This is a genomic window from Neobacillus oceani, from assembly GCF_046237595.1.
In the GTDB taxonomy this organism is placed as follows: domain Bacteria; phylum Bacillota; class Bacilli; order Bacillales; family Cytobacillaceae; genus Bacillus_D; species Bacillus_D oceani.
The window spans coordinates 2,760,296-2,782,419 of sequence record NZ_CP143543.1 but is presented as its reverse complement, the minus strand read 5'-3'; the positions used below and the strand labels follow the sequence as shown (position 1 = coordinate 2,782,419).

Here is a 22,124-nt window from a genome sequence, read left to right as displayed (position 1 = left end):
ATTAGGGAGTTTTTAAAATGAAGGATGTCAAGTGTGAGTGCGGCCATGTGAATCCTCATGGTACAGTACTGTGCGAGGCTTGCGGAAAGGCTCTTAGTGAAGCGGCCGCTGCCGGGAAGCTTCATGACATGCGTTATGAAGGAAGCTCCCGGCGCTCGCAGACTTACAATAAAACAATCATTGATAAGGTTTGGAACTTTTTTTCTTCCGTTAAAGTAGGGGTATGGCTCATTGTCATCACCCTGGTCGCATCGGCAATCGGGACAATCCTGCCGCAAGAAATGTACATACCTCCTGTTATGCCGGCGGCGGAATATTATGCGGACCAATATGGATGGGCAGGGAAGATTTATTATGCACTTGGCTTCCATAATATGTACAGTTCATGGTGGTACCTCATCCTGATCGCGATGATCGGCATCTCGCTAGTCATATGTAGCCTTGACAGGGTCGTTCCGCTGTACAGGGCATTGAAGGCGCAAAAGGTCATCCGTAATGACGGTTTTTTAAAAAAGCAACGTATATTCGGGATTACTGAAAATGCCGCGGATGAGACAGTTATTGAAACAGTGAAAAAAAACCTCGAATCGAAAAATTACAAGGTCAGGGAAGAGCAAGGAAACCTGCTTGCCGAAAAAGGCCGCTTTTCGAGATGGGGCCCGTATGTGAATCATGTAGGCCTGATTATTTTCCTGATTGGCGGCATGCTCCGCTTTGTCCCGGGAATGTACATCGATAAAGTCCTTTGGATTCGTGAAGGGGAGACAAAGGCAATTCCGGGTACAGAAAACGAATATTACCTACAAAACGATAAATTCATTCTTGAAGTATACGACAAGGAAAAAGATGACGAAGTTTTTAGGGAAGCACTCGAAAGGGCGGGTACCGTCGCGAAGACGTACCAATCCAATGTGGTGCTGTATAAAAAATCATCCGAATCCCTGCCTGGTGAAAAGCCAAAGCTTATAAGAGTCAAAGACTATGAGATTCGAGTCAATGAGCCTTTGAAATTCGAGGGGTTTGCCCTATACCAGGTCGACTATAAGCTGGATGAATTGAATTCGATGACTTTCTCCCTAACAGAAAAGGAAACAGGAAAAGATTTTGGTGAGATAAAAATAGATTTGTATGAACCGAAAAACACCTATGAGCTTGGGGATGGATATAAAGTACGCCTTCTAGGCTATTACCCGGATTTCGAATTTGGGGAGGATGGGGAACCGGACACGAAATCAAGGATTCCGAATAATCCGGCGTTTGTGTTTAAAATGATTACACCGGATAAACCGGAGGGCGAGGTTAGTTTTGCGGCAATCAGGCAAACGATCGAGCCGGAAGGAAACAATAAGTATAAGATGCAATTCAAGGCAGTTGACACGAAGAATGTGACTGCCCTGACAGTAAGGAAAGACAGGACTCTTTGGCTGATAGCGCTTGGGGGCCTTATTTTCATGATTGGCGTAGTCCAGGGATCCTACTGGAACCACAGGAGGATTTGGATTCAGAAAAGGAATGGCGATATTTGGGTGTCCGCACATACAAATAAAAACTGGTATGGCCTAAAGCGTGAAATAGATATAGTCCTTGCAGACACAACAATAAAGATTCCTGAAGATCAGCTTCAGGAGGGCAAACCGGAAGGAGAGGCGGAACTTGGCGGAAATAAGCAGTAATTTGCTATTCATAGCTTTTATTTTATACCTGATAGCAACGGTGCTGTTCGGCGGCTCGATTAAAACGGCAAAAAACAGCAAATGGGGACTGTTTGCAATCACAACGGCGATTGCGGGGTTCCTCGCCCAGCTGGGCTATTTCATAACAAGATGGATTGCCGCGGGGCATCCGCCCCTCAGCAATCTGTTTGAATTTACGACGTTTTTTGGCATGGCTCTTGTCGGCGCTTTCATTTTAATTTATTTTATTTATAAGTCCAATTTACTTGGTCTTTTCACAATGTTTGTTGCGCTTATGGTCATTGCATACGCGAGCATGTTCCCTAAGGATATAAGCCCGCTTATCCCGGCTTTGAAAAGTTATTGGCTCCACATCCATGTGACCACAGTTGCCATAGGGGAAGCAATCCTTGCGGTTAGCTTTGCCGCCGGCCTCATTTATCTTCTGAAGGCCATTGACCAGACTGTTTCGAATAAACGGACATTCTGGCTCGAATTTGTTATGTTTTCCATTGTTTGTGTAGTAGGCTTTATTGCGGTTTCAACAGGTTTTTCTTCAGCCGGCTACGAAGCGAAGTTCAACTGGGTGGAAAAGTCAGGTAACCAGTCCGTTATGGAATACCACCTCCCTGCCCTTGTTGGCCCAAATGAAGGCGAACTTTTGACAGAAGGTAAGTTAAAACCGATTGTAGAAATGCCTGCCATAATCAACGCGAAGAAATTGAATACGGTTATCTGGTCGTTTTTGGGAGGAGCCGTATTATATGGCGCCATCAGGCTTCTGCTTAGGAAGAGGATTTCAGCGGCGCTTCAGCCGCTTGTACGAGGCATAAACCTGGATTTGATCGACGAAATAAGTTACCGTTCAGTCCTGATCGGTTTTCCCGTGTTTACGCTCGGGGGCCTTGTTTTTGCAATGATATGGGCGCAGATTGCCTGGACAAGGTTTTGGGGATGGGATCCAAAGGAAGTATGGGCTTTGATTACGTGGCTATTTTACGCGGCTTTCCTTCATTTAAGGCTTTCTAAAGGCTGGCACGGGGAAAAATCCGCGTGGCTTGCGGTAATCGGGTTTGCCATCATCATGTTCAATCTGATCGCCGTCAACCTTGTTATTGCAGGACTCCATTCCTATGCCGGTTCATAGGCTACGAAAGCTGTAAAACCAAAAGGATATCATCTGATTTGGCCCGGGGCGCAAACCAACCTATAGAATTACAAACCCCTAGCCCTCGAAGCCATTCAAAATAATAAGCCCCGCATGCAAATGCTGAGGCTTGTGCTATTTGGCAGTATTCAAACTATTTTGTAAACTATTTGCATGGGGGGATTATTTATGGAAAAAGACGTTAAAATTTTGGTTGTTGATGATGAGGAACGTATCCGCAGGCTATTGAAAATGTATCTAGAGCGTGAAGACTTTATAATCGATGAGGCGGAGGACGGCAATGAAGCTTTGGCAAAAGCGCTTGCCAACGATTATGACGTAATCCTGCTTGATTTGATGATGCCTGGAAAAGATGGCATCGAGGTATGCCGGGATCTCAGGGAGAAAAAATCAACGCCAGTCATTATGCTGACGGCAAAAGGAGAAGAAGTAAACCGGGTGCAGGGCTTTGAAGTCGGCACCGATGATTATATTGTAAAACCGTTCAGCCCGCGTGAAGTGGTTCTGAGGGTCAAGGCTCTTCTTCGCCGTTCTTCACAGACGAGCTATTTGGCAACGGACACGGTCACAAAGGACGTAATTGTTTTTCCGCATCTTACAATTGATAATGATGCCCATCGAGTCACTGCGGATGGAAAGGAAGTCAGCCTTACTCCGAAAGAGTATGAGCTGCTCTATTTCCTGGCAAAATCCCCGGATAAGGTTTTTGATAGGGAACAGCTTTTAAAAGAGGTTTGGCATTATGAATTTTTTGGAGACCTCCGAACAGTTGATACCCATGTTAAACGCCTGCGGGAAAAACTTAACAAAGTATCCGAGCAGGCCGCCAGAATGATCGTGACAGTTTGGGGTGTGGGGTACAAGTTCGAGGTCGTGAATGAATGATCCTTCTTAGAAGTGTAGTGGGTAAACTTTGGTTTACCATCCTTTTGCTTGTTTCCTTTGTCCTGTTTATATTGACAGTCATGCTGCTTGAGTTCTTTGAAAACTACAGCATTATGGAAACAAGAACAAAAATGAATGATACTGCCGAAAAAATAGCCAATGTCCTTGTCAAGCATCGGAATGACGACATAAGCGTTGGCCTGGAAATATCCTGGGAAATTCTTGATAAAAACACAAAGGCGGTTATTATTAAAAACCAGGATGAAGTGTATTATTCACCCAATACGGATCCTGGCAATAAGCTCAGCCTTTCTGATATTGTAAATGATCCGGATTTTTCAAAGGTAATTAAAGAAGGAAAATCGGCAAGGAAGGTTTCCGCCCTTTCTGCCGCTGACAAGGGGGATGGAGCCGACTATTCCATTATCGGAGTTCCCTTGCGGATTTCGGACAAGGAAAACGGTGCGGTTTTTATTTACCAATCCCTCGATGTTGTTAAGGAAGCGACGAGGTCAACTACAAAATTCATCCTCCTTGTCGCAGGAGTCGCAATTGTCCTTACAACAATCTTCGCCTTCTTCCTTTCAACTCGGATTACTGCTCCTCTAAGGAAGATGAGGGAAGCGGCTTTCGAGGTAGCGAGAGGAAAATTCGATACAAAAGTGCCGATATTGACAAATGATGAAATTGGGGAGCTGGCAACCGCATTCAACCAGATGGGCCGGCAGCTGAAATTCAATATGAATGCCCTTAATCAGGAAAAGGAACAGCTTGCCAGCATCCTTAGGTCCATGGCGGACGGTGTAATAACATTCAATAGGGATGGGACAATCTTGATTACGAATCCACCCGCTGAACGCTTTCTTCAAAACTGGTATTACGACAAAGGGGCAAGCGCCGCAGCGGGTTCTGAAGAAATTCCTTCAAAAGTCATGGAGCTGTTCCAGCAGGCTGTTGACACGGAAGAAGAGCAGATAGGTGAATTATCAATGATGGGGAGGCACTGGGTCATCCTCGTCACCCCGCTATACAGTTCGAAGTTTATTCGGGGTGCTGTAGCCGTGGTAAGGGATATGACCGAGGAACGGAAGCTTGATAAGCTCCGCAAGGATTTCATCGCGAATGTATCCCATGAATTGCGGACGCCAATCTCCATGCTGCAAGGATATAGCGAAGCGATCGTGGATGATATTGCCGGGACGGACGAAGAGAAAAAGGAAATGGCGAAGGTAATTTATGACGAATCATTAAGGATGGGAAGGCTCGTCAATGAATTGCTCGATCTCTCACGCCTTGAGGCAGGCAACATTCAACTAAATGTTGAAGAAATCGATGTCTCGTCATATATTGGAAAGATAATTCGAAAATTCCAGGGACTTGCAAAGGAAAATGAAATTCATCTTTCTTTTGGAACGAACAATCCCGATTATTATTTTCCGATAGACGCCGACAGGATTGAGCAGGTCTTGACAAATCTGATTGATAACGCCATACGGCATACGCCAAAGGACGGTATCGTCGATGTGGTCGTCCATGGGGATGACCGCGGCCTTCAGGTTCAGGTGGCCGACTCGGGCTCGGGAATTCCCGAGGAAGACCTGCCGTTTGTTTTTGAGCGATTTTATAAGGCTGATAAAGCGAGGACACGAGGACGGGCGGGGACAGGTCTTGGCCTTGCCATCGTAAAAAATATTATAGAAGCCCATAAAGGACACATATCCGTTCAGAGCAAGTTAGGCCACGGAACGACATTTACATTCTTCATTCCTCGAAAATAAGCAGTATTGCAAGAAGTTTGACGTTTATTCTTGTTACATGGGAAACAATTGGCCTGCACGCATGCCGTGCAGGCCAATTTCTTTTATTTTCATAGCTAATATGAATTGTCAACGTTTTGAATAAAATGAAACATATTTGTAATATTTCCCTTTCATTTTATTGTCAAAAAGACTATAGTTAAAGGTGTAACTTTATTTATAAATTGTCGTCTAAAACAATGAACGGGGAGGAATCGTGAATGGACTCCGTTTTTACTGAACTTTATAAAAAATACCACCAGGATGTTTTTCAGTTTCTTTTTTATATGGTACGCAGTAAAGAACAAGCAGAAGATTTGGTGCAGGAAGTGTATATCCGGGTTTTAAAATCGTATTCTCGTTTCGAGGGGAAGAGCAGTGAGAAAACATGGCTTTTCTCGATAGCCAGAAACGTCGCCATCGACCATTTTCGCAAGCAGAAAGGCTGGAAGCAAAAGCTGCTTGATAAATTCGATTGGTCGACCGCACAGATAAAGGACCATCAGCCGTTGCCGGATGAAATTGCCATGCAAAGGGAAGAAGTCCAGGGAATGTTCAAAAGCCTGGATGTATGCACAGTCGACCAGCGGGCTGTCATCATATTGAGATACCTGCACGAAATGTCGATAACAGAAACAGCCAATGCATTGGGCTGGACCGAGAGCAAGGTGAAAACAACACAGCACCGAGCCATTAAGGTATTGAAAGCCCAAATGGAATCGCTTTTTGAAACGGAGGGATATATGGATGAACAAGCGAGGGTGGAGCGATAAGCAGGTTGAAGACTGCATAAGATTTTTGCCTAAAGTAACTGACGATCGCGACCCGCGGGACATATACCAAAATGTGTCCATGAAAATAAAGCAAAAACGCAGGAAAGCGGTAATTTTGCCGGGCTTTGCGGCGGTGGCTGCCGCCTTGCTGCTATTCCTTCTTCTTTCCTCGGAAGTTTTTGATAAGAATCCGGGCAAGGAAGTAGCGCTGGAAGAAAAGAGGGGACCGGATTCTGCAGAAATTGCCGGAAATAATGATCAAGCTGGCATTACAAGCAAGAAGGGGCCTGAGGTGGGCGCCGGCAATCAAAACGCGGGGATTCTTGCCATGCCTGATTCAAAAGAGTCAGCTTCAGCCCTATATGAGGAAGAGGTAGCTGAAAACCAGGCCGCTGTAACAGTTTGGGTTCCGGACAAGGATGTAAACTACCTTGTTCCTGTCAGTGTCACTGTTCCAAAGGAGAGCGGAAAGAACTGGCTCGATCACTTTAAAACAGCTATGGCCGGCCTTAAAGAGTCGGAATGGGGCCTTAAAGACTACTATCCGCTTGATGTCGAGTTTTCGCTTGAAGGGGAAGATACACTCGTAGTCAATGTGCCAGCCGGACACCAGTTTGGAATGAGTACAACAACAGAAGGACATCTTATTGATTCCTTGAAAGAAAACCTTACCTCCAACAGCACGGTTACTAAAATAAAATTTATGACAGAAGGAAATCTGGGTATTGAACTTTCACATATGGGGCCTAGAACTATTGAACCGGTTGAAAGGAAAAGAAACAGAGCGTATTTCTTCGCCCGCCAGGAGGGCCGTGAGCAGCCTTACCTGGTCCCATCGAACGAGCAATACCCTGATGTGTCAAAAGCGCTCGATGTTATGAAGACTGGAAGCGAGAATGGTCCTTTCTTGGCATCGATCCCACCTTCACTTGATATAAAGGATGTAGCGCCAAATGGGGATACGCTTTCACTGACACTTGCAGATAATGCCGTTCTTGAGAACAGCCCAGACAACCAGTATTCTTTCGAGGCCATTTTGATGGCTGCGAAGGAGTTTGGATTTAAGGAAGTAAAAATTGAGAACGCGCCAATCCAGCAGCTGGGGCCATTCAATTTGGCTGCTGAAAACAAAGTGCCGATTGGCCCAAACAAAATGCATATTCAATAATTGAAAAGCCTGCCGGCCTGGCAGGCTTTTTGTTATGGGATTTAAAAAAGTTCCGTGGTGAACCCTTTTAGGCGTGTGAAATTGCTAGACAATCCGTATGTATCAACTACATGCAATCCACCCAAACTTTATTGTATATTTTTGGGAAATGCTCAACTTATGAATAACCCATGTGTATCCTCCAAATTATAACAAATGTGCCCTAGGAGTTCTATCTTTGGAAAAAAAGGCATATTGTGGTTTGGACGCAAACGCATAAGGAGGATAACGAGCATGAAGGAATATATATTCAGGTTTTTAATAGCTGGAATCATGGCGGTGTGCATTTCCCTACTGTTCCTTGGGAGCAAGCAGGCTAATGCAGAAGAACCTGGTGCTGTTGCGAAGGAAAAGGTGGAATGGACATGGCCCGCTGAAGGGATTATTTCTGACACATTCGGAACCCGGCGCGGACGACATAAGGGAATTGATATTGCTGGAAGCAGGGGTTCGGCAGTATTCGCGGCTTTGGATGGGAAAGTAATAAAATCATATTTGTCATCTACATATGGAAATGCCATTTTGATCAAGCACCCTAATGGATATGTGACGGTTTACGCCCACCTGGACAAAAGGTTGGCAGGTGAAGGGGAGCAAGTGAAAAAGGGCCAGAAAATTGGAACAATGGGAACTACCGGTTTTTCAACAGGTGTCCACCTCCATTTTGAAATACATCAATCGGAATGGACATTTAAGAAGGAAAATGCAATAAATCCCGTCCACATCCTCGGACGATTTGAGGAGGGCGATTTTATTGCGGGAAGGTTTAATAGTGGTATGAGTACGGAAGTAATTCAAACTCGCGAAACAAGGGTTGCAGCGCTTGAAGATAAGGCGAAATCGATTCATATCGTACAAAAAGGAGACACACTTTGGGACATTGCCAGGGCTTCAGGAATTGAAGTTAATGAGCTGATGGAACTGAATAGCCTTGAGACGATAACAATTTTTCCTGGCCAAGAACTGAATCTTGAAAAATGGGAGCCAGATCCGTTCCCAAATGGGAGCGCTGCGCTCAATTAAATAGCTATGTGAAAGGTTGAATTATTTAATATCTGGATAAAGGGAAAAACAGAAACTGGATGTTCACAAATTCAACACAGGCAATAATGTTTCAAAAATAGGGGGTTTTTAGTATAATATATTTGTAAACTAAATATTGTCTATCTTCGGGGCTGGGTGAAATTCCCGACCGGCGGTGATGAGCTTATGCTTTAGCCCGCGAGCCGTTTTTTTGTGGCAGGATTTGGTGAGATTCCAAAGCCGACAGTATAGTCTGGATGGGAGAAGATGGAGGTTCCGCAGGCGTTCAAAAAATGATGCTTTGAACGTTTATTGAGCATGCCTCTGTAAAAGTCTCCCTCAAGCTGCCGGGCTTGGGGGTTTTCTTTGCGATGGATTGCTCATGCTGAATCTTTCTTCTTTGGTGATGGACACACAAGGAGAGAGGAAAATGAAAAAACTTACTTTGAAGGCTATGGTGGCAATCGGAATGCTAAGCAGTGTATCGTATATCCTTATGCTGTTGAATTTCCCGCTGCCTCTGTTTCCGAATTTTCTGCTGATTGATTTCAGCGACATCCCGGCATTGATCGCGGCATTGGCGTTTGGGCCAGTTGCGGGAATATTGGTCGAACTGATTAAAAACTTGCTTGACTATTTCATGACAGGAAGCCAGACAGGGGTCCCTGTTGGCCACATTGCGAACTTTCTCGCTGGTATCCTTTTTATCCTGCCAACCTATTTTGTTTATAATCGAATCAAAACAAAAAAGGGTTTATCAATCGCTCTTGTTGCGGGAACGGTAACAATGGCCATTCTTATGAGCCTCCTGAATTATTACATTATCCTACCCGCGTACACGATGTTCTTGAACGCGCCAGCGATGGCGGATTCAGAGGCGCGCAAGCTCATTGTTATGGCAATATTGCCTTTTAATATCCTGAAGGGTGTCATTGTTTCATTGTTATTCGTCCCGTTGTATGTAAGGATGAATGTGTGGATCAACAGGCAGGCATCCATTTAATACAAATAACCACAGTCTATTAAGGCAGCGGCGAAAGCCGTTGTCTTTTTGCATGGAAAAAATAAAAAATCCCCACCTGAATGGCGGGGATATGTAAATGTGAACATTATTCGAACTTTGTTGGATTACCGTCGAATGGTTCATCTGCCACCTTGATGGAATCAGTCGGGCAGCCTTCAAAAGCGTCCATCATGTCATCAATCAGGACATCCGGAATTTCGACGATACCTTCGTTGTCATCCAGTGTTACATACGCAATGCCCTCATCATCATAATCATAAATGTCTGGTGCCGCAGCGCCGCAGGCTCCGCAAGCAATGCAAGTTTCTTTGTCTACAATCGTATACTTTGGCATGAAAAAAACCCTCCCGTTGGTTTAGACGAATATTTAATTCATAAACTGGAAACGCATACTGCATATCTATTGTAAAAAAGAAATGGAAACTTTTCAATAGATATTACATTGATAATGTTTTTCAGTAGCGCCAGCTTTCGATAGTATTCCCTAAATTCAGCCGGTGTCCGACACGCTTTCATGGTAAAATGAAGTGAACCTGCCATTGGTGGAAAATAAATAAACGGGGATAATGGTGAGAAACATGCGAAATGTCGATGAAAAGACTGGCATTCTATATTTCGATGTGGTCATTTTATATTGCCTTTGGCAATTGAGAGGCGAACGTACGATTTATTCGATATACCATTTGCTTAAAGGTAAAAAATCTGCCCAAACCATTCAGGATGCACATTTGTTTTCTCTAACCTCCTTATTCATGGCCTATGAAAACATTACCAGGAAAACTGTTGAGGAATCGATTAAAACACTGAACAGCCTAGGGCTTATACATGAAGTAAGTGAACAGCGTTATATCCTTACTGATAAAGGCAATGAATGCCTGGAAGCGGAACTGGCAATGAGCCCGCTACCCCAGGATTTGCAGGGTTGGAAATATCATTTGGAAGCCGGGTATTTGTGGGAAAGGCTCTCGCTCCTCGTCCAGGTGTGCTCCTATATTTCAAGGAAAGAAACACGTTATGTTCCTATCCAAAAAAAACGCCGGACCCAGCAATGGGTAAAAAACTTCCTTGTAAGGATGCAGCCTGGACAGAGAGCCGAGCTTCCCGGCGTATTATTTAAGGAGCTCTCAATGGTACTCGAGGATAATAAAAATATAAACCCTGACATCCTTGTCCTAAGGCTGACAGGATTTCATTCGGCAGGCCTGATTCCGCAGCAAGCCGCAATGGTGCTGGGGTTGGACGAGTTCCGTTTTCGCTTGGAATTCCTTGCGATCCTCCATTACATTTGCAAAAAAGCAGGCTCGCAAACAGGTGAGTTTCCTCTCCTATACCATTTGCGATCGGTTGAGGGAGCCGGCACATCGTTGACGCTTACATCCAGGCAAACTTTAAACCTCTTAAATAAGGGGTTGCCAATCGATTCAATCGCGGCGGCAAGGGGATTAAAGAGAAGCACGATCGAGGATCATATTGTCGAGATTGCATTGAATGTCGACGGCTTTTCAATCGATCCATACGTGACGCTTGAAGAACAGGATAGGATTATCAACTTGGCGAAACAGTCATCCACACGGCAGCTTAAGGAATTACGGGACTTATCGGGAGGAATCTCCTATTTTAAAATACGGCTTGTATTGGCAAAGCTTGGTGAATCAAAATGATTGAACAAACCCTTTATCGTTATTTTGGATATACCTCATTCCGTCCAGGACAAAAGGAAGTGGTCATGTCGCTGTTGAACGGCATTGACACACTTGCCATGCTCCCGACAGGAACCGGGAAATCACTCTGTTTCCAGCTGCCGGGCTACCTCTTTGAAGGAGTAGTCGTTATCGTTTCACCGCTTCTCTCACTTATGCAGGACCAGGTCGAACAGATGATGAAAAGGGGTGAAAAACGAGTCTTGGCGCTGAATTCCTTTCTATCTCCCCTTGAAAAAAGGCAGGCCCTCGCATCGCTCAATCGCTATAAATTTATCTTTCTTTCACCGGAGATGCTTGGTTTTCCTCATATAATTGAGAGATTCAAAGAGATTCCCGTCTCCTTGCTCGCGATTGATGAAGCTCACTGCATTTCGCAATGGGGCTATGACTTCAGGCCGGACTATCTAAGGATTGGATACTTCCGTGAAAGCATGGGCAATCCCTTGACACTTGCCTTAACAGCGACGGCCACTCCGGAAGTAAGGGATGATATAGCGAATAAGCTGGGGATTGAAGGTGGGGTTAGAATCGAAACGAGCATCGATCGGCCCAATATTTCTTTCCACATTGAAAAACTGGCCAGCCCATCTGAAAAAAACGACAGGGCACTATATTGGGTAAAGGAATTAAAGCAGCCCGGCATCGTATACTTTTCCAGCAAAAAAGCCGCCGAACAAACGGCAGCCTATTTCAGGAAAATGGGCCTCGCAAAGGCGATGGCCTATCATGGCGGCATGGATATGGAACAACGAGTCTTAATCCAGCAGCAGTTCATTAATGGGCAGCTGGATGTCATTTGCGCTACCAGCGCATTCGGGATGGGTATTGACAAGGAAAATGTTCGCTATGTCATTCACTATCATATGCCTATGCAAATTGAATCCTATCTTCAGGAAATCGGCAGGGCTGGAAGGGATGGACATCCTTCCACCGCGATCCTCCTTTATTCTGAAGGTGATGAACAGCTTCAATACTATCTGGCTGAAGGCGAGTTGCCCACAAAAGGGCAATTGGATATATTCTTTTCGTCCCTTGGCGGTTTATCTCCAGAATTTAGCAGTATAAAGGAAATGGAACAGGCTGCCTTCACAGCTGGATTATCCGATATTCAATGGCGTTGGCTTGCCGGCTTCCTTGACCAGAAGAATGAGCTGGCATTCCTAAAACTTAAAGGTGAACTGGCCGAGTATATTACAGGAAGGAATTTTACAAAAATGGAGCATATCCGCCGTATGCGTGAATGGGTTGATTCGCCTGGCTGCCTTCGAAATTACTTTCTAAAGTATTTTCATGAACCTGAACTGAATCCTGGCCGGCCGAATTGCTGTGATAATTGCGGCTTAGACATGGACATATACAAAAAGGGAGAGGAAGGCATTCCTGTTCAGGGAAAAACGAAAGGCTGGAAGGAAAGGCTGTCCGAACTTTTAATTGGTGAAGCAAATGATGGATAGACAAAGGCAGTTAATAAGGCAGTTAACCGATCGTGAATTGCTTTTCCATTTATATGGGACACAATTGCTTCTCCTTGCTATATCCACTGTTCTCGGTTGGTTGTTTTTTGAAAAAGGCCATATTTTGGGCTTGTTTGACTGGCACGATCCGGCCGTTTGGAAGGTTGGGATTCCTTTCGGCCTTGCCGTTGTGATGTTGGACGTTCTCTTGATGAAAATCCTTCCGGCATCGTATTATGATGATGGCGGTCTGAATGAAAAGATTTTCAAGGGAAGAAGTATTCCTCATATTGCTTTTATCGCGGCCATCGTCGCAATAAGTGAAGAAATCCTGTTCCGGGGAATCATTCAGGAAAAGACAGGACTAGTTATTGCAAGTATAATTTTTGCAATCATCCATTATCGTTACCTATTCAACTGGTTTCTGTTTATAAATATTGTGGCGCTCAGCTTTCTGATTGGGTTCCTGTATAGCTGGACCGGAAACCTGGCCGTCACAGTCGCTATGCATTTTACAATTGATTTCCTCCTGGGGATTGTGTTGAAGGCTCGGAAAGATAAGGAGGTTAAATAGTATGAAAAAGAGAGATCCATATCTTGAACAGGTTGAAAAGCACCGACAAAAAATAGATAGGGTAAAGCCGGAAACCAGTGAGCCGGCCAAGTTGCCGCCAAGGTCAAGGGTCCATCAAAACAGGAAAAAGAAAACGAAACTCAAGCTTAAATATCCGGTTATCCGCCTATTGGTGCTGTTTTTTGTATTGTTTCCCCTGACTGTTTTCGCTGTCATATCCAATTTGGAAGGCAACAAAACAGCGAATTCAACGGAAAACGGCGGGATTGAAACAGTAAATTTAGAAGATAATGACCAACACGAAAAAGTGCGGCCCCCGTCTGATGAAGGGGAGATTAACAAGGAAGATGGCATGGGTGAAAAATCCGGCCAACTGGAAACTCCCGAAGATAGTGATGATGATGGGGATGGCCAGGTTCGACCGGAAAACAACACCTCGTCTGGAGAGAATGATTCTTCTGAAAAAACACCTGTACCTGGAAAGGATTCAAGCATTTCTGAAGGCCCAAGTACGGGGGACGGAAAGAGCAAGAATATCGGAAATTCAGAAGGAAATGTGAAATACCATACCGTCAAGCCTGGAGAAACGTTATTCAGAATTGCAATGATGTACTACAACTCTAAGGATGGAATCGTAAAAATCAGGGAAGCAAATGGAATCGTCGAAAATGAAATCAAAGTGGGCCAATCTTTGAAAATACCCTTGAACTAAACAGCCGTGCAAGCGGCTGTTTTTTCCTTCTTAAAGTTGGCGAGGCTCCACTGATAATAGGTACCCTTTAGCATCGGGATTCTTTGGAACGCATACTGCCTGGGACAGGCACATACATTGTAGTAGGTTCTTCCGTAACAAGAACCGAAATTGCAGTGGCCAAAACCATAAAATGGGAGGCGGAGGATGGAGAACTCAATCAAAATGCTCGACCATAGGACTGATCATGCCACCAGGCAAATGCTCGAAAATGTTGTGAAGAGGAAAAGGAAATTTGAAAAAGCGAAATCGAGGCACCACATGGCCATTTTCGCTACCCTTGTAATGGCATCGGCATTTTTGGCTTATCTTTATACGGGGGTCATCCAGGAATATTCCTACTCGGTCTATGCAATGTTTTCCGCATTTGTCCGAAAAAGCGCCAGTGTGTACTTTCTCGTTGGGACGGTTTCACTTTACGGATTGATGATAATGTTAAAAGAACAACGTGATAAAAAAGAAAAAGAATATCATGACCTTAGATGCGAAATTGTCGACCGAAGCAAAGACCTTTGGAAAAAGGAAGACGAATGGAAATCAAGGCATATTGTCTTTGAAATGATGAAAAGAGAGTTTGATATAAACCTTTATCATGAAAAAAAGTAGGAACAGCCGCTTGGCTGTTTTATTTTTTTCAAAACTATCGTCTTCATCACTCCCGTTCTCTATGAGATTGATCACCAAAGCCTCACCTAGCCGTCCCAAATGGACGGATTCACGATTACGGAGTATGTTCACGCAACAATCATATCGTCAGCCTTCAATGCATGAAACAATTTTCTGAGAATGAATATCGGGCGGAAAAGGGTTTAAAGAAGGAGGTGTTGAAGTATATAGAGGTAAAGATATTTAATTGTGGGGTGAATTGGATGTTTGTCAAAAGCATTATGATTCCAAAGTTTAAGTGCCAAACGATTCAAGCCGGCAATCGTGTAAAAGAGGCTCTTCAACTACTTGAGGAGCAACAAATTGATGGTTTGCCCGTTTTGGATGGCGACCAATATGCCGGAATCATTACACGATTCAGGATATATGAACAATTTTTTCTATCAGGAAAGCAAAAGGACGAATTTTTGGAGGAAACTAGAATATCGGAAATCGCAACACATCAGGATGAGTTTCTTGAAGGTGGAGAGATTTTCGAACATACACTTATGAAGCTAAGGAATTTTCCGCTCTTGGCCATTGTCGACAAAGGGATGAAATTTCTTGGCGCAGTCACACGGTATGATGTTCTGGAACAATTCCAAAGCGCATTCGGGATGAATCAGCCGGGAGTCAGGATAGCTTTTACTTCAGTTGAGACAGAAGGCAGGATAGCCAGATTGGCTGAAATCGCCCATCAATTCCATGAACATATCATTTCACTGGTAACCTTTGACGAAACCGATAAATTGGTGAGAAGGATTGTCATGAAGGTTGAGAAAAAAGATAATATTGACAAGTTCATTAAAAAGTTGGAGGAACACGGTTTCAGGATTTTAAATATCTACGAAGATGCTTAGCACTATGCAAGTTGCAGGCTGGCCCCTCATACGTTGGTATGGGGGGTTATTCTATGATTGCTGCAATCCTACAGTTGGCTACATCGTTTATTGGCGGGTACCTTTTCATCGAATGGGTGGAGATAGGTAACCCTTTTTACGCGCATGTTTTCGTAATGGGCCTAATCCTAAGCCCCGTCGAATTTCTCGCGGCCGCAATCGCATTCTTTTCAGTTCTTGCGGCAAATTGGTTGTTGTTAAGGCCATTCTTGACTAGAAATGTATCGAATAGGGGTAAGAGGGAATATTCCCTTCCTGCCTTTACGGGCATACTTGGTATTTTTCTTGTTTTTGCCGTCCTGTTTGTTTTATCCCCAGTGCATACGGTAGTTCTCTTCGGCTGCAGCCTCGTTTATGGTATTATTTCAATGTACACATAGAATTTGTGGAGGGAGCTGAAAGGAATTGGCATTTTACGCGTTAGCGGCGACCGCGGCTGCAGGAGTCTTCCTCCTTCTGTATATGGCTAGCCTGGCATTCGGCAATCATGTTACAAAACAAGAACTGGAATTTGGAGATTTTCCAAAATCGTTTGGCACATTGAAAATTTTTTTCATTTCAGATATCCATCGAAGGCGGATCGCGGATTCAATTGTGTCCGAGGCGAAAGGGTACGCCGATATCGTCATTATTGGTGGGGACTTGATGGAAAAAGGGGTTCCGCTTGACAGGGTCAAATCAAACATTGAGAAGCTCCGGACGATTGGCCCTGTTTATTTTGTATGGGGCAATAATGATTATGAAAGCAACTATCGGGACCTTGATGCGATGTTGCTCGACATGAAGGTGAAAATCCTGGATAACACCGCCGTGAAGTTTGAATCCGCGGAAGGTGAGAAGGTGGCGCTGCTTGGGGTGGACGACGCGGGCCTTAAAAAGGACAGGCTTGATTTCGCCTTGATGGACGCTGAACGAGGATGTTTTACAATCCTAGCGAGCCATAACCCAAAAATTATCGATAAAATAAAGCCGGAAGATGGCATTTCATTTTTGCTTAGCGGGCATACCCATGGGGGACAAATTCGGATTTTTGGGCTCGGCCCCTATAAAAAAGGCGGAATTGATACAGTTGGTGGTGTTGTAAGGCTTATAAGCAACGGATATGGAACAACAGGCGTCCCACTAAGGCTGGGGGTCCGTCCAGAATCCCATCTTATCACTTTAAAGCATGGCAGGGAGGAAAAGAAATCTTGAATAAGGTTTCACAAAAGTGCCGGTGAAGATTTGCGATTTGGTGTGAACGGGGGAGTATGAATTGCCAGTAAGGGATGGGAAATACAATATTAAAGCCGTTTCAAAACTTCTTGGGATTCAGCCTGGCACACTTAGAGCGTGGGAAAGGCGATATGGGATGATTTCTCCAGGAAGAAGCGAATCGGGACACCGCCTCTATTCGGAAAGCCAGGTTGAGCTTTTGCGGGAAATCAAAGCGATGATTGGCCAGGGATTTACTGTCGGCCAGGCTGTGGCCCAGCTTGGGCGGCAGCCGGTATCCCAAAGGATATCCAAACGTCCCGGCGGCCAGTTGGAAGAATACAGAAATAATTTATTGGATGCATTTCGCATTTTTGATAATGGGAGCGCCCACCGGACCATTGACGCCTGCTTGAACGAATATACGTTCGAAACCGCCCTGTCCAATATCTTTCACCCGCTTTTATTGGATTTGGAAGGGGATTTGCGAAAGGGTAGCATGAATAATGCTTGCTTCCTTTTCGGAAGGGCTCTTATTCGTTCAAGGATCGAGAGAATGGCTCTGGTGCCAAGCGGCAACCGGTTTATGCCGAAAGCACTGCTTTTATGCGCGCCGGGTGAGCAAAATGACGTATGGTTAGTGGTGCTCGCCGCTTTTCTAAGATTAAAAGGGTTTATGGTGGTCTATTTGGGCCCCGGCATTGCCGAGGATGAAATCGATGGAGCTTTAACGGAAACAGGCCCCCGCTTTGCGGTTTTTTCTTGCGAGACAGAAAGCGGCGCTGAAAGGATTTTAGACCAGTCAACCGATTGGAAAGAACTTGTTCCAGGAATTGTGATTGGCGCAATAGGGGATGGTTTCCGAAATGCCGCGCACCAAAATACTGATGATTCCGTCCTTCCGCTTTATCTTGGCGAAACTCCGGGAGAATGGGAAGAATGGCTAACCGAACGTCTGGAATTGTTGAAGTGGGACTTCAAAAACTGAAGGCTCTATATCCCCAGGTATTGTTAATTGCGGATAAACCATTCACCAACCACCTGCGCTGACATAAACTGAAATAAGAGTTCATGGCAGGGGGCGGGAGCATGCGTCTTGAACGTTTAACATCGAATAAAATAAAGATTTTTATCACTTCGGATGACCTTTTTGAAAGAGGCTTGTCCAAGGATGATATATTGAAGGATACATTAAAATGGCGGCAGCTATTTCAGGATTTGCTTGACGAAGCCAGCCTGGAATTGGATCTTGACATCCAGGGCGCCGTCGCCGTCGAAGTATTTTCGCTCCAGGCCCAGGGTATGGTTATGATCATTACGGTTAATGGAAATGTGGAAGAAGAAGAATATCTATATGACGGGTTTATTGAAATGCAAGTAACAGTAGAGGGATATGAGAAATTTCTGTTTGAGTTTGAAGGGATTGAAGAAGTCATTCAACTCGCGAGACGGCTATCATTGCTATCCGCTGGAGGCGGCAGTCTGTATTCCATGAGGGGTAAATACTATTTGCTGTTTGACGTGTCTCCCAATGACGCTGAACGGCACGCATCCATAATGGCCGAATATGGAAACGCTTCTATCCTTAGCCCTCATTTTCTCGAGGAATACGGAAACCCGATTATGAAGGAAAATGCGGTGGAAACAATTCTTAAATATTTTCGATAGGCGGCAACCCGTTTTGGGCCGGCTATTTTTTTTGTTCTTTTGTCTTCAGGAAGTATAGGTTTAAAATGGCATCTATAAATATTCATAAATTAGTCATTTTTAAGAGAGTGCTATAGGCTGTTCACGGAACTATGAATCTATTCCGCGAAACTGCTGCGATTGCTTGTTTATATGCTTTTATAGCGCTTTCAATCCTCCTGTTAAACAAGGCGGAAATACCTTTTTTAGTTCTTGCAATAATCGACTAAACGTGTATACTATGTCATGAAAGCCAAGAACTTTCGAGCAGTGATATCTTAGGAGGTTTACAAATGGCAGCGGGGAATGGTAATGAAAGCATTAATCTTGAAAAGCATGATGTACTGAAATCGACGCAAACGGTAATCCACCGAGCGTTGGAAAAACTGGGTTACCCAGAAGAGGTATTCGAGCTTTTAAAAGAGCCGATCAGAATGATGACAGTTAAGATTCCAGTTCGCATGGATGACGGCTCTACTAAAATATTTACTGGATACAGGGCTCAGCATAACGACGCGGTTGGCCCTACTAAGGGAGGAATCCGTTTCCATCCGAATGTAACAGAGAAAGAAGTAAAAGCCCTTTCAATTTGGATGAGCCTTAAATGCGGAATTGTCGACCTTCCATACGGTGGGGGCAAGGGTGGAATCATCTGTGATCCCCGTGTTATGTCGTTCAGGGAACTTGAAAGATTGAGCCGAGGTTATGTAAGAGCCATTAGCCAAATCGTTGGCCCAACAAAGGATATCCCTGCACCGGATGTATTTACGAACTCACAAATCATGGCCTGGATGATGGATGAATATAGCCGTATAGACGAATTCAACTCTCCAGGATTCATAACCGGGAAGCCGATAGTGCTTGGCGGCTCCCACGGACGGGAATCCGCGACAGCAAAGGGTGTAACAATCTGCATCCGCGAGGCGGCCAAAAAGAGAGGGATTGACCTTGTAGGCGCAAGGGTTGTTGTCCAGGGATTCGGAAATGCAGGAAGTTTTCTGTCGAAGTTCATGCATGACGCCGGGGCAAAAATCATTGGTATCTCGGATGCTTATGGTGCCCTTTACGACCCAAATGGTCTCGACATCGATTATTTACTTGATCGCCGCGACAGCTTTGGTACCGTTACAAAGCTTTTCAATAATACAATCACGAACAAGGAATTGCTTGAGCTTGACTGTGATATTTTGGTTCCGGCAGCAATCGAGAACCAGATTACCGAGGAAAACGCTCACAATATCCGCGCAAGCATCGTGGTTGAGGCCGCAAACGGCCCAACCACCCTGGAAGCTACAGAAATCCTCACAGAGCGTGGGATTCTTCTCGTACCTGACGTCCTTGCTTCCGCGGGTGGGGTAACTGTTTCCTACTTCGAGTGGGTCCAGAATAATCAAGGTTATTACTGGTCTGAAGAAGAAATTGAAGAGAAATTGGAACGGGTAATGGTCAAGTCATTTGAAAACATTTATGAGACCTCCCAAAACCGCAGGGTGGACATGCGCCTAGCGGCATATATGGTCGGTGTAAGGAAAATGGCCGAAGCGAGCCGATTCAGGGGTTGGATTTAATCCCTGCCACTGGCTGATTTCGTCAACATTGAAACTTGCATGGAAATCTCCTATCATAATATGATGGGAGATTTTTTATTTCGTGATAATGGATTGGAGTGACCACCATGAATAAAGAAGACGTAATTATCATCGGGGGAGGGCCCTGTGGTCTGGCAGCCGCAATATGGTTAAAAGAAAAAGGAAAAAACCCCTTAATTATAGAAAAAGGAAATATCGTAAATTCCATTTATAACTACCCAACCCACCAAACCTTCTTCAGTACAAGCGAGAAGCTTGAAATCGGGGACGTCCCTTTCATTACAGAGAATTATAAACCGGTGCGCCTTCAGGCACTTGTGTATTACCGGGAAGTTGTTAAAAGGAAGGGGCTCAGGATCCATTCCTTTGAAAAAGCGGAAAAAATTGTTCCTTCCGGGGATCACTATATTGTTGAAACAACCAAAAAAACCTATGAAACACCTTATGTCATAATCGCAACAGGCTATTATGACAACCCGAATATGATGGGGATCCCGGGAGAGGATCTCCCTAAAGTACGCCATTATTTTAAAGAGGGGCATCCTTATTTTGATATGGATGTTTGTGTGATTGGAGGCAAGAACTCCAGTGTTGACGCGGCGATCGAACTAAATAAAGCCGGAGCAAGGGTGACAGTCCTGTATCGGGGGAGTTCCTATTCGCAAAGCATTAAGCCATGGATTCTGCCCGAATTCGATTCACTTGTCCGCAATGGTTCAATCCGAATGGAATTTGACGCACACATTATGGAAATAACGGAGGATTCGGTCATGTATGAGAAGGGGAATGAACTCCATTCAATCCGCAATGATTTTGTTTTTGCAATGACCGGCTACCGCCCGGACCATGGCTTCTTGAGAAGTATTGGCGTCGCTATCGATCCTGAAACCGGCAGGCCTCATTTTAACCCAGAAACAATGGAGACAAATATTCGGGGAATATTTATTGCCGGCGTTATTGCTGCTGGAAACAATGCGAATGAAATATTCATTGAAAATGGAAGGTTCCACGGCGGAGTTATTGCCGAGGAGATTTCCCGGAGAGATAAGCTCTAATATTTTTTCTGCCATTCTTTTAAAAAAAATTAGGAACGCAGGGTGATGGGATGAGAAAAGTAGTTTTGTTAACAACAGGTGGCACGATTGCAAGCAAACCGAATAAAACATCCGGAAAGCTTGCTTCTGGGGAATTGACCGGCGAAGAACTCGTGGAAATGTGCAACCTGCCGGAAGATATTGAGGTGGTTGTGGAGTCCGTCTTCCAAAAGGCAAGCATGCATATTACCTTTAGGGATCTCGTTTATTTAAAGGATAAGATTGAGCATTACTTTAAGGATGAATCAGTTGCAGGGGTAGTCGTTACACATGGTACGGATACACTTGAAGAAACTGCTTATTTTCTTGACTTGACCGTGGGTGACAGCCGCCCCGTGGTCGTGACCGGATCTCAGCGTTCCCCGGAAGATTTGGGCAGCGATGTCTTCATTAATTTACGGCATGCCATCTATTCGGCCTGCTCGCCCGATTTGTCAGGTGTCGGGACAGTCGTCGTATTCAATGAAAGGATATTCGCGGCACGGTATGTAAAAAAAGAGCATGCTTCCAATATACAAGGCTTCAACTCATTCGGTTTCGGCTATTTAGGAATCATTGATAACGATGAGGTATTCATCTACCAGAAACCGTTAAAAAGGGAAGTCTATAAACTATTGGACGGCATCCCCCGGATTGACATCGTTAAATGTTATATTGGGGGTGACGGCACATTTATCAGGGCTGCAAGAGAGAGCGGCGCTAAAGGGATTGTCCTTGAAGGGGTCGGAAGAGGCCAGGTAGCCCCGCTTATGATGGATGAAATTGAAAAAGCAATTGATGCCGGCATTATCGTTGTCATTACGACAAGCGCGGAAGAGGGGGCCGTTTATCCTACTTATGATTACAAGGGAAGCGCCTATGACCTTGTTACCAAGGGGGCTATCCTTGGGAGCGACAATGATTCGAAAAAAGCGCGGATTAAACTGGCTGTAGCACTGGCGAGCGGTGATACCAGGATTGTATTTTAGGAAAAGAGGATGGACATT

General features: G+C 44.7%; 22 protein-coding genes and 1 riboswitch. Of the genes, 21 read left to right on the top strand and 1 reads right to left on the bottom strand.

Features of this window, described 5'->3' with window-relative positions; translation table 11 throughout:
- Window positions 1–17 precede the first annotated feature (17 nt).
- The 8 genes from V1499_RS14000 to V1499_RS13965 all read left to right on the top strand — a co-directional run bounded on the left by V1499_RS14000 (window position 18) and on the right by V1499_RS13965 (window position 9,528).
- On the top strand, window positions 18–1,673 hold the full coding sequence (locus tag V1499_RS14000) for a cytochrome c biogenesis protein ResB (RefSeq protein WP_409270512.1): 1,656 nt from the start codon (window positions 18–20) through the stop codon (window positions 1,671–1,673).
- Complete coding sequence (gene ccsB, locus V1499_RS13995) at window positions 1,654–2,820, top strand: c-type cytochrome biogenesis protein CcsB (protein ID WP_409270511.1); 1,167 nt, start codon at window positions 1,654–1,656, stop codon at window positions 2,818–2,820. The genes V1499_RS14000 and ccsB overlap by 20 nt, the downstream gene beginning before the upstream one ends.
- 189 nt (window positions 2,821–3,009) lie before the next feature.
- A complete protein-coding gene (locus tag V1499_RS13990) occupies window positions 3,010–3,726 on the top strand; it encodes a response regulator transcription factor (protein ID WP_409270510.1) in 717 nt (238 codons plus the stop codon).
- Window positions 3,723–5,504 (top strand): ATP-binding protein, encoded by a 1,782-nt coding sequence (locus V1499_RS13985; protein ID WP_409270509.1) that lies wholly within the window; start codon window positions 3,723–3,725, stop codon window positions 5,502–5,504. The genes V1499_RS13990 and V1499_RS13985 overlap by 4 nt, the downstream gene beginning before the upstream one ends.
- Window positions 5,505–5,743: 239 nt before the next feature.
- The gene (gene sigX, locus V1499_RS13980) at window positions 5,744–6,295 is read left to right on the top strand and encodes an RNA polymerase sigma factor SigX (RefSeq protein WP_409270508.1); all 552 of its coding nucleotides are present in this window, start codon (window positions 5,744–5,746) and stop codon (window positions 6,293–6,295) included.
- Complete coding sequence (locus tag V1499_RS13975) at window positions 6,270–7,463, top strand: GerMN domain-containing protein (protein WP_409270507.1); 1,194 nt, start codon at window positions 6,270–6,272, stop codon at window positions 7,461–7,463. Before sigX ends, V1499_RS13975 begins: the two co-directional genes overlap by 26 nt.
- Before the next feature lie 273 nt (window positions 7,464–7,736).
- Entirely contained in the window at window positions 7,737–8,525 is a 789-nt protein-coding gene (locus V1499_RS13970; protein ID WP_409270506.1) for a peptidoglycan DD-metalloendopeptidase family protein, read from the top strand.
- A 138-nt stretch (window positions 8,526–8,663) separates the two neighbouring features.
- Window positions 8,664–8,798, top strand: a riboswitch (FMN riboswitch).
- Window positions 8,799–8,955: 157 nt separating this feature from the next.
- Entirely contained in the window at window positions 8,956–9,528 is a 573-nt protein-coding gene (locus V1499_RS13965; RefSeq protein WP_409270505.1) for an ECF transporter S component, read from the top strand.
- Window positions 9,529–9,634: 106 nt separating this feature from the next.
- On the opposite strand, the gene V1499_RS13960 is transcribed toward V1499_RS13965, so the two are convergent.
- On the bottom strand, window positions 9,635–9,883 hold the full coding sequence (locus V1499_RS13960) for a ferredoxin (protein ID WP_053366992.1): 249 nt from the start codon (window positions 9,881–9,883) through the stop codon (window positions 9,635–9,637).
- Between the two features lie 244 nt (window positions 9,884–10,127).
- Here V1499_RS13960 and V1499_RS13955 point away from each other — a divergent pair, with 244 nt between their 5' ends.
- From V1499_RS13955 to V1499_RS13895, 13 genes are all read left to right on the top strand, one after another.
- A complete protein-coding gene (locus V1499_RS13955; RefSeq protein ID WP_409270504.1) occupies window positions 10,128–11,210 on the top strand; it encodes a helix-turn-helix domain-containing protein in 1,083 nt (360 codons plus the stop codon).
- Window positions 11,207–12,706 carry a RecQ family ATP-dependent DNA helicase gene (locus tag V1499_RS13950; RefSeq protein ID WP_409270503.1) on the top strand — a complete coding sequence of 500 codons (1,500 nt, stop codon included), beginning with the start codon at window positions 11,207–11,209 and terminating at the stop codon, window positions 12,704–12,706. Before V1499_RS13955 ends, V1499_RS13950 begins: the two co-directional genes overlap by 4 nt.
- Window positions 12,696–13,280, top strand: coding sequence for a lysostaphin resistance A-like protein (locus V1499_RS13945; RefSeq protein ID WP_409270502.1), 585 nt, complete (start codon window positions 12,696–12,698; stop codon window positions 13,278–13,280). Before V1499_RS13950 ends, V1499_RS13945 begins: the two co-directional genes overlap by 11 nt.
- Window position 13,281: 1 nt before the next feature.
- Complete coding sequence (locus tag V1499_RS13940) at window positions 13,282–13,992, top strand: LysM peptidoglycan-binding domain-containing protein (RefSeq protein ID WP_409270501.1); 711 nt, start codon at window positions 13,282–13,284, stop codon at window positions 13,990–13,992.
- A gap of 186 nt (window positions 13,993–14,178) precedes the next feature.
- Complete coding sequence (locus V1499_RS13935; protein ID WP_409270500.1) at window positions 14,179–14,637, top strand: YpbF family protein; 459 nt, start codon at window positions 14,179–14,181, stop codon at window positions 14,635–14,637.
- A 263-nt stretch (window positions 14,638–14,900) separates the two neighbouring features.
- Window positions 14,901–15,536, top strand: coding sequence for a CBS domain-containing protein (locus tag V1499_RS13930; protein ID WP_409270499.1), 636 nt, complete (start codon window positions 14,901–14,903; stop codon window positions 15,534–15,536).
- 53 nt (window positions 15,537–15,589) lie between these two features.
- A complete protein-coding gene (locus tag V1499_RS13925) occupies window positions 15,590–15,955 on the top strand; it encodes a hypothetical protein (protein ID WP_409270498.1) in 366 nt (121 codons plus the stop codon).
- Between the two features lie 82 nt (window positions 15,956–16,037).
- Window positions 16,038–16,769, top strand: coding sequence for a metallophosphoesterase (locus tag V1499_RS13920; protein ID WP_409276304.1), 732 nt, complete (start codon window positions 16,038–16,040; stop codon window positions 16,767–16,769).
- 61 nt (window positions 16,770–16,830) lie between these two features.
- The gene (locus tag V1499_RS13915) at window positions 16,831–17,757 is read left to right on the top strand and encodes a MerR family transcriptional regulator (protein ID WP_409270497.1); all 927 of its coding nucleotides are present in this window, start codon (window positions 16,831–16,833) and stop codon (window positions 17,755–17,757) included.
- A 101-nt stretch (window positions 17,758–17,858) separates the two neighbouring features.
- The gene (locus tag V1499_RS13910) at window positions 17,859–18,437 is read left to right on the top strand and encodes an adaptor protein MecA (protein ID WP_409270496.1); all 579 of its coding nucleotides are present in this window, start codon (window positions 17,859–17,861) and stop codon (window positions 18,435–18,437) included.
- A gap of 311 nt (window positions 18,438–18,748) precedes the next feature.
- Window positions 18,749–20,023: a Glu/Leu/Phe/Val family dehydrogenase gene (locus V1499_RS13905; protein ID WP_409270495.1), complete on the top strand. Its 1,275-nt coding sequence runs from the start codon at window positions 18,749–18,751 to the stop codon at window positions 20,021–20,023.
- 107 nt (window positions 20,024–20,130) lie between these two features.
- Window positions 20,131–21,099 carry a YpdA family putative bacillithiol disulfide reductase gene (locus V1499_RS13900; protein ID WP_409270494.1) on the top strand — a complete coding sequence of 323 codons (969 nt, stop codon included), beginning with the start codon at window positions 20,131–20,133 and terminating at the stop codon, window positions 21,097–21,099.
- Window positions 21,100–21,149: 50 nt separating this feature from the next.
- Window positions 21,150–22,106, top strand: a complete 957-nt coding sequence (locus tag V1499_RS13895) for an asparaginase (protein WP_409270493.1) — start codon at window positions 21,150–21,152, stop codon at window positions 22,104–22,106.
- Window positions 22,107–22,124 lie beyond the last annotated feature (18 nt).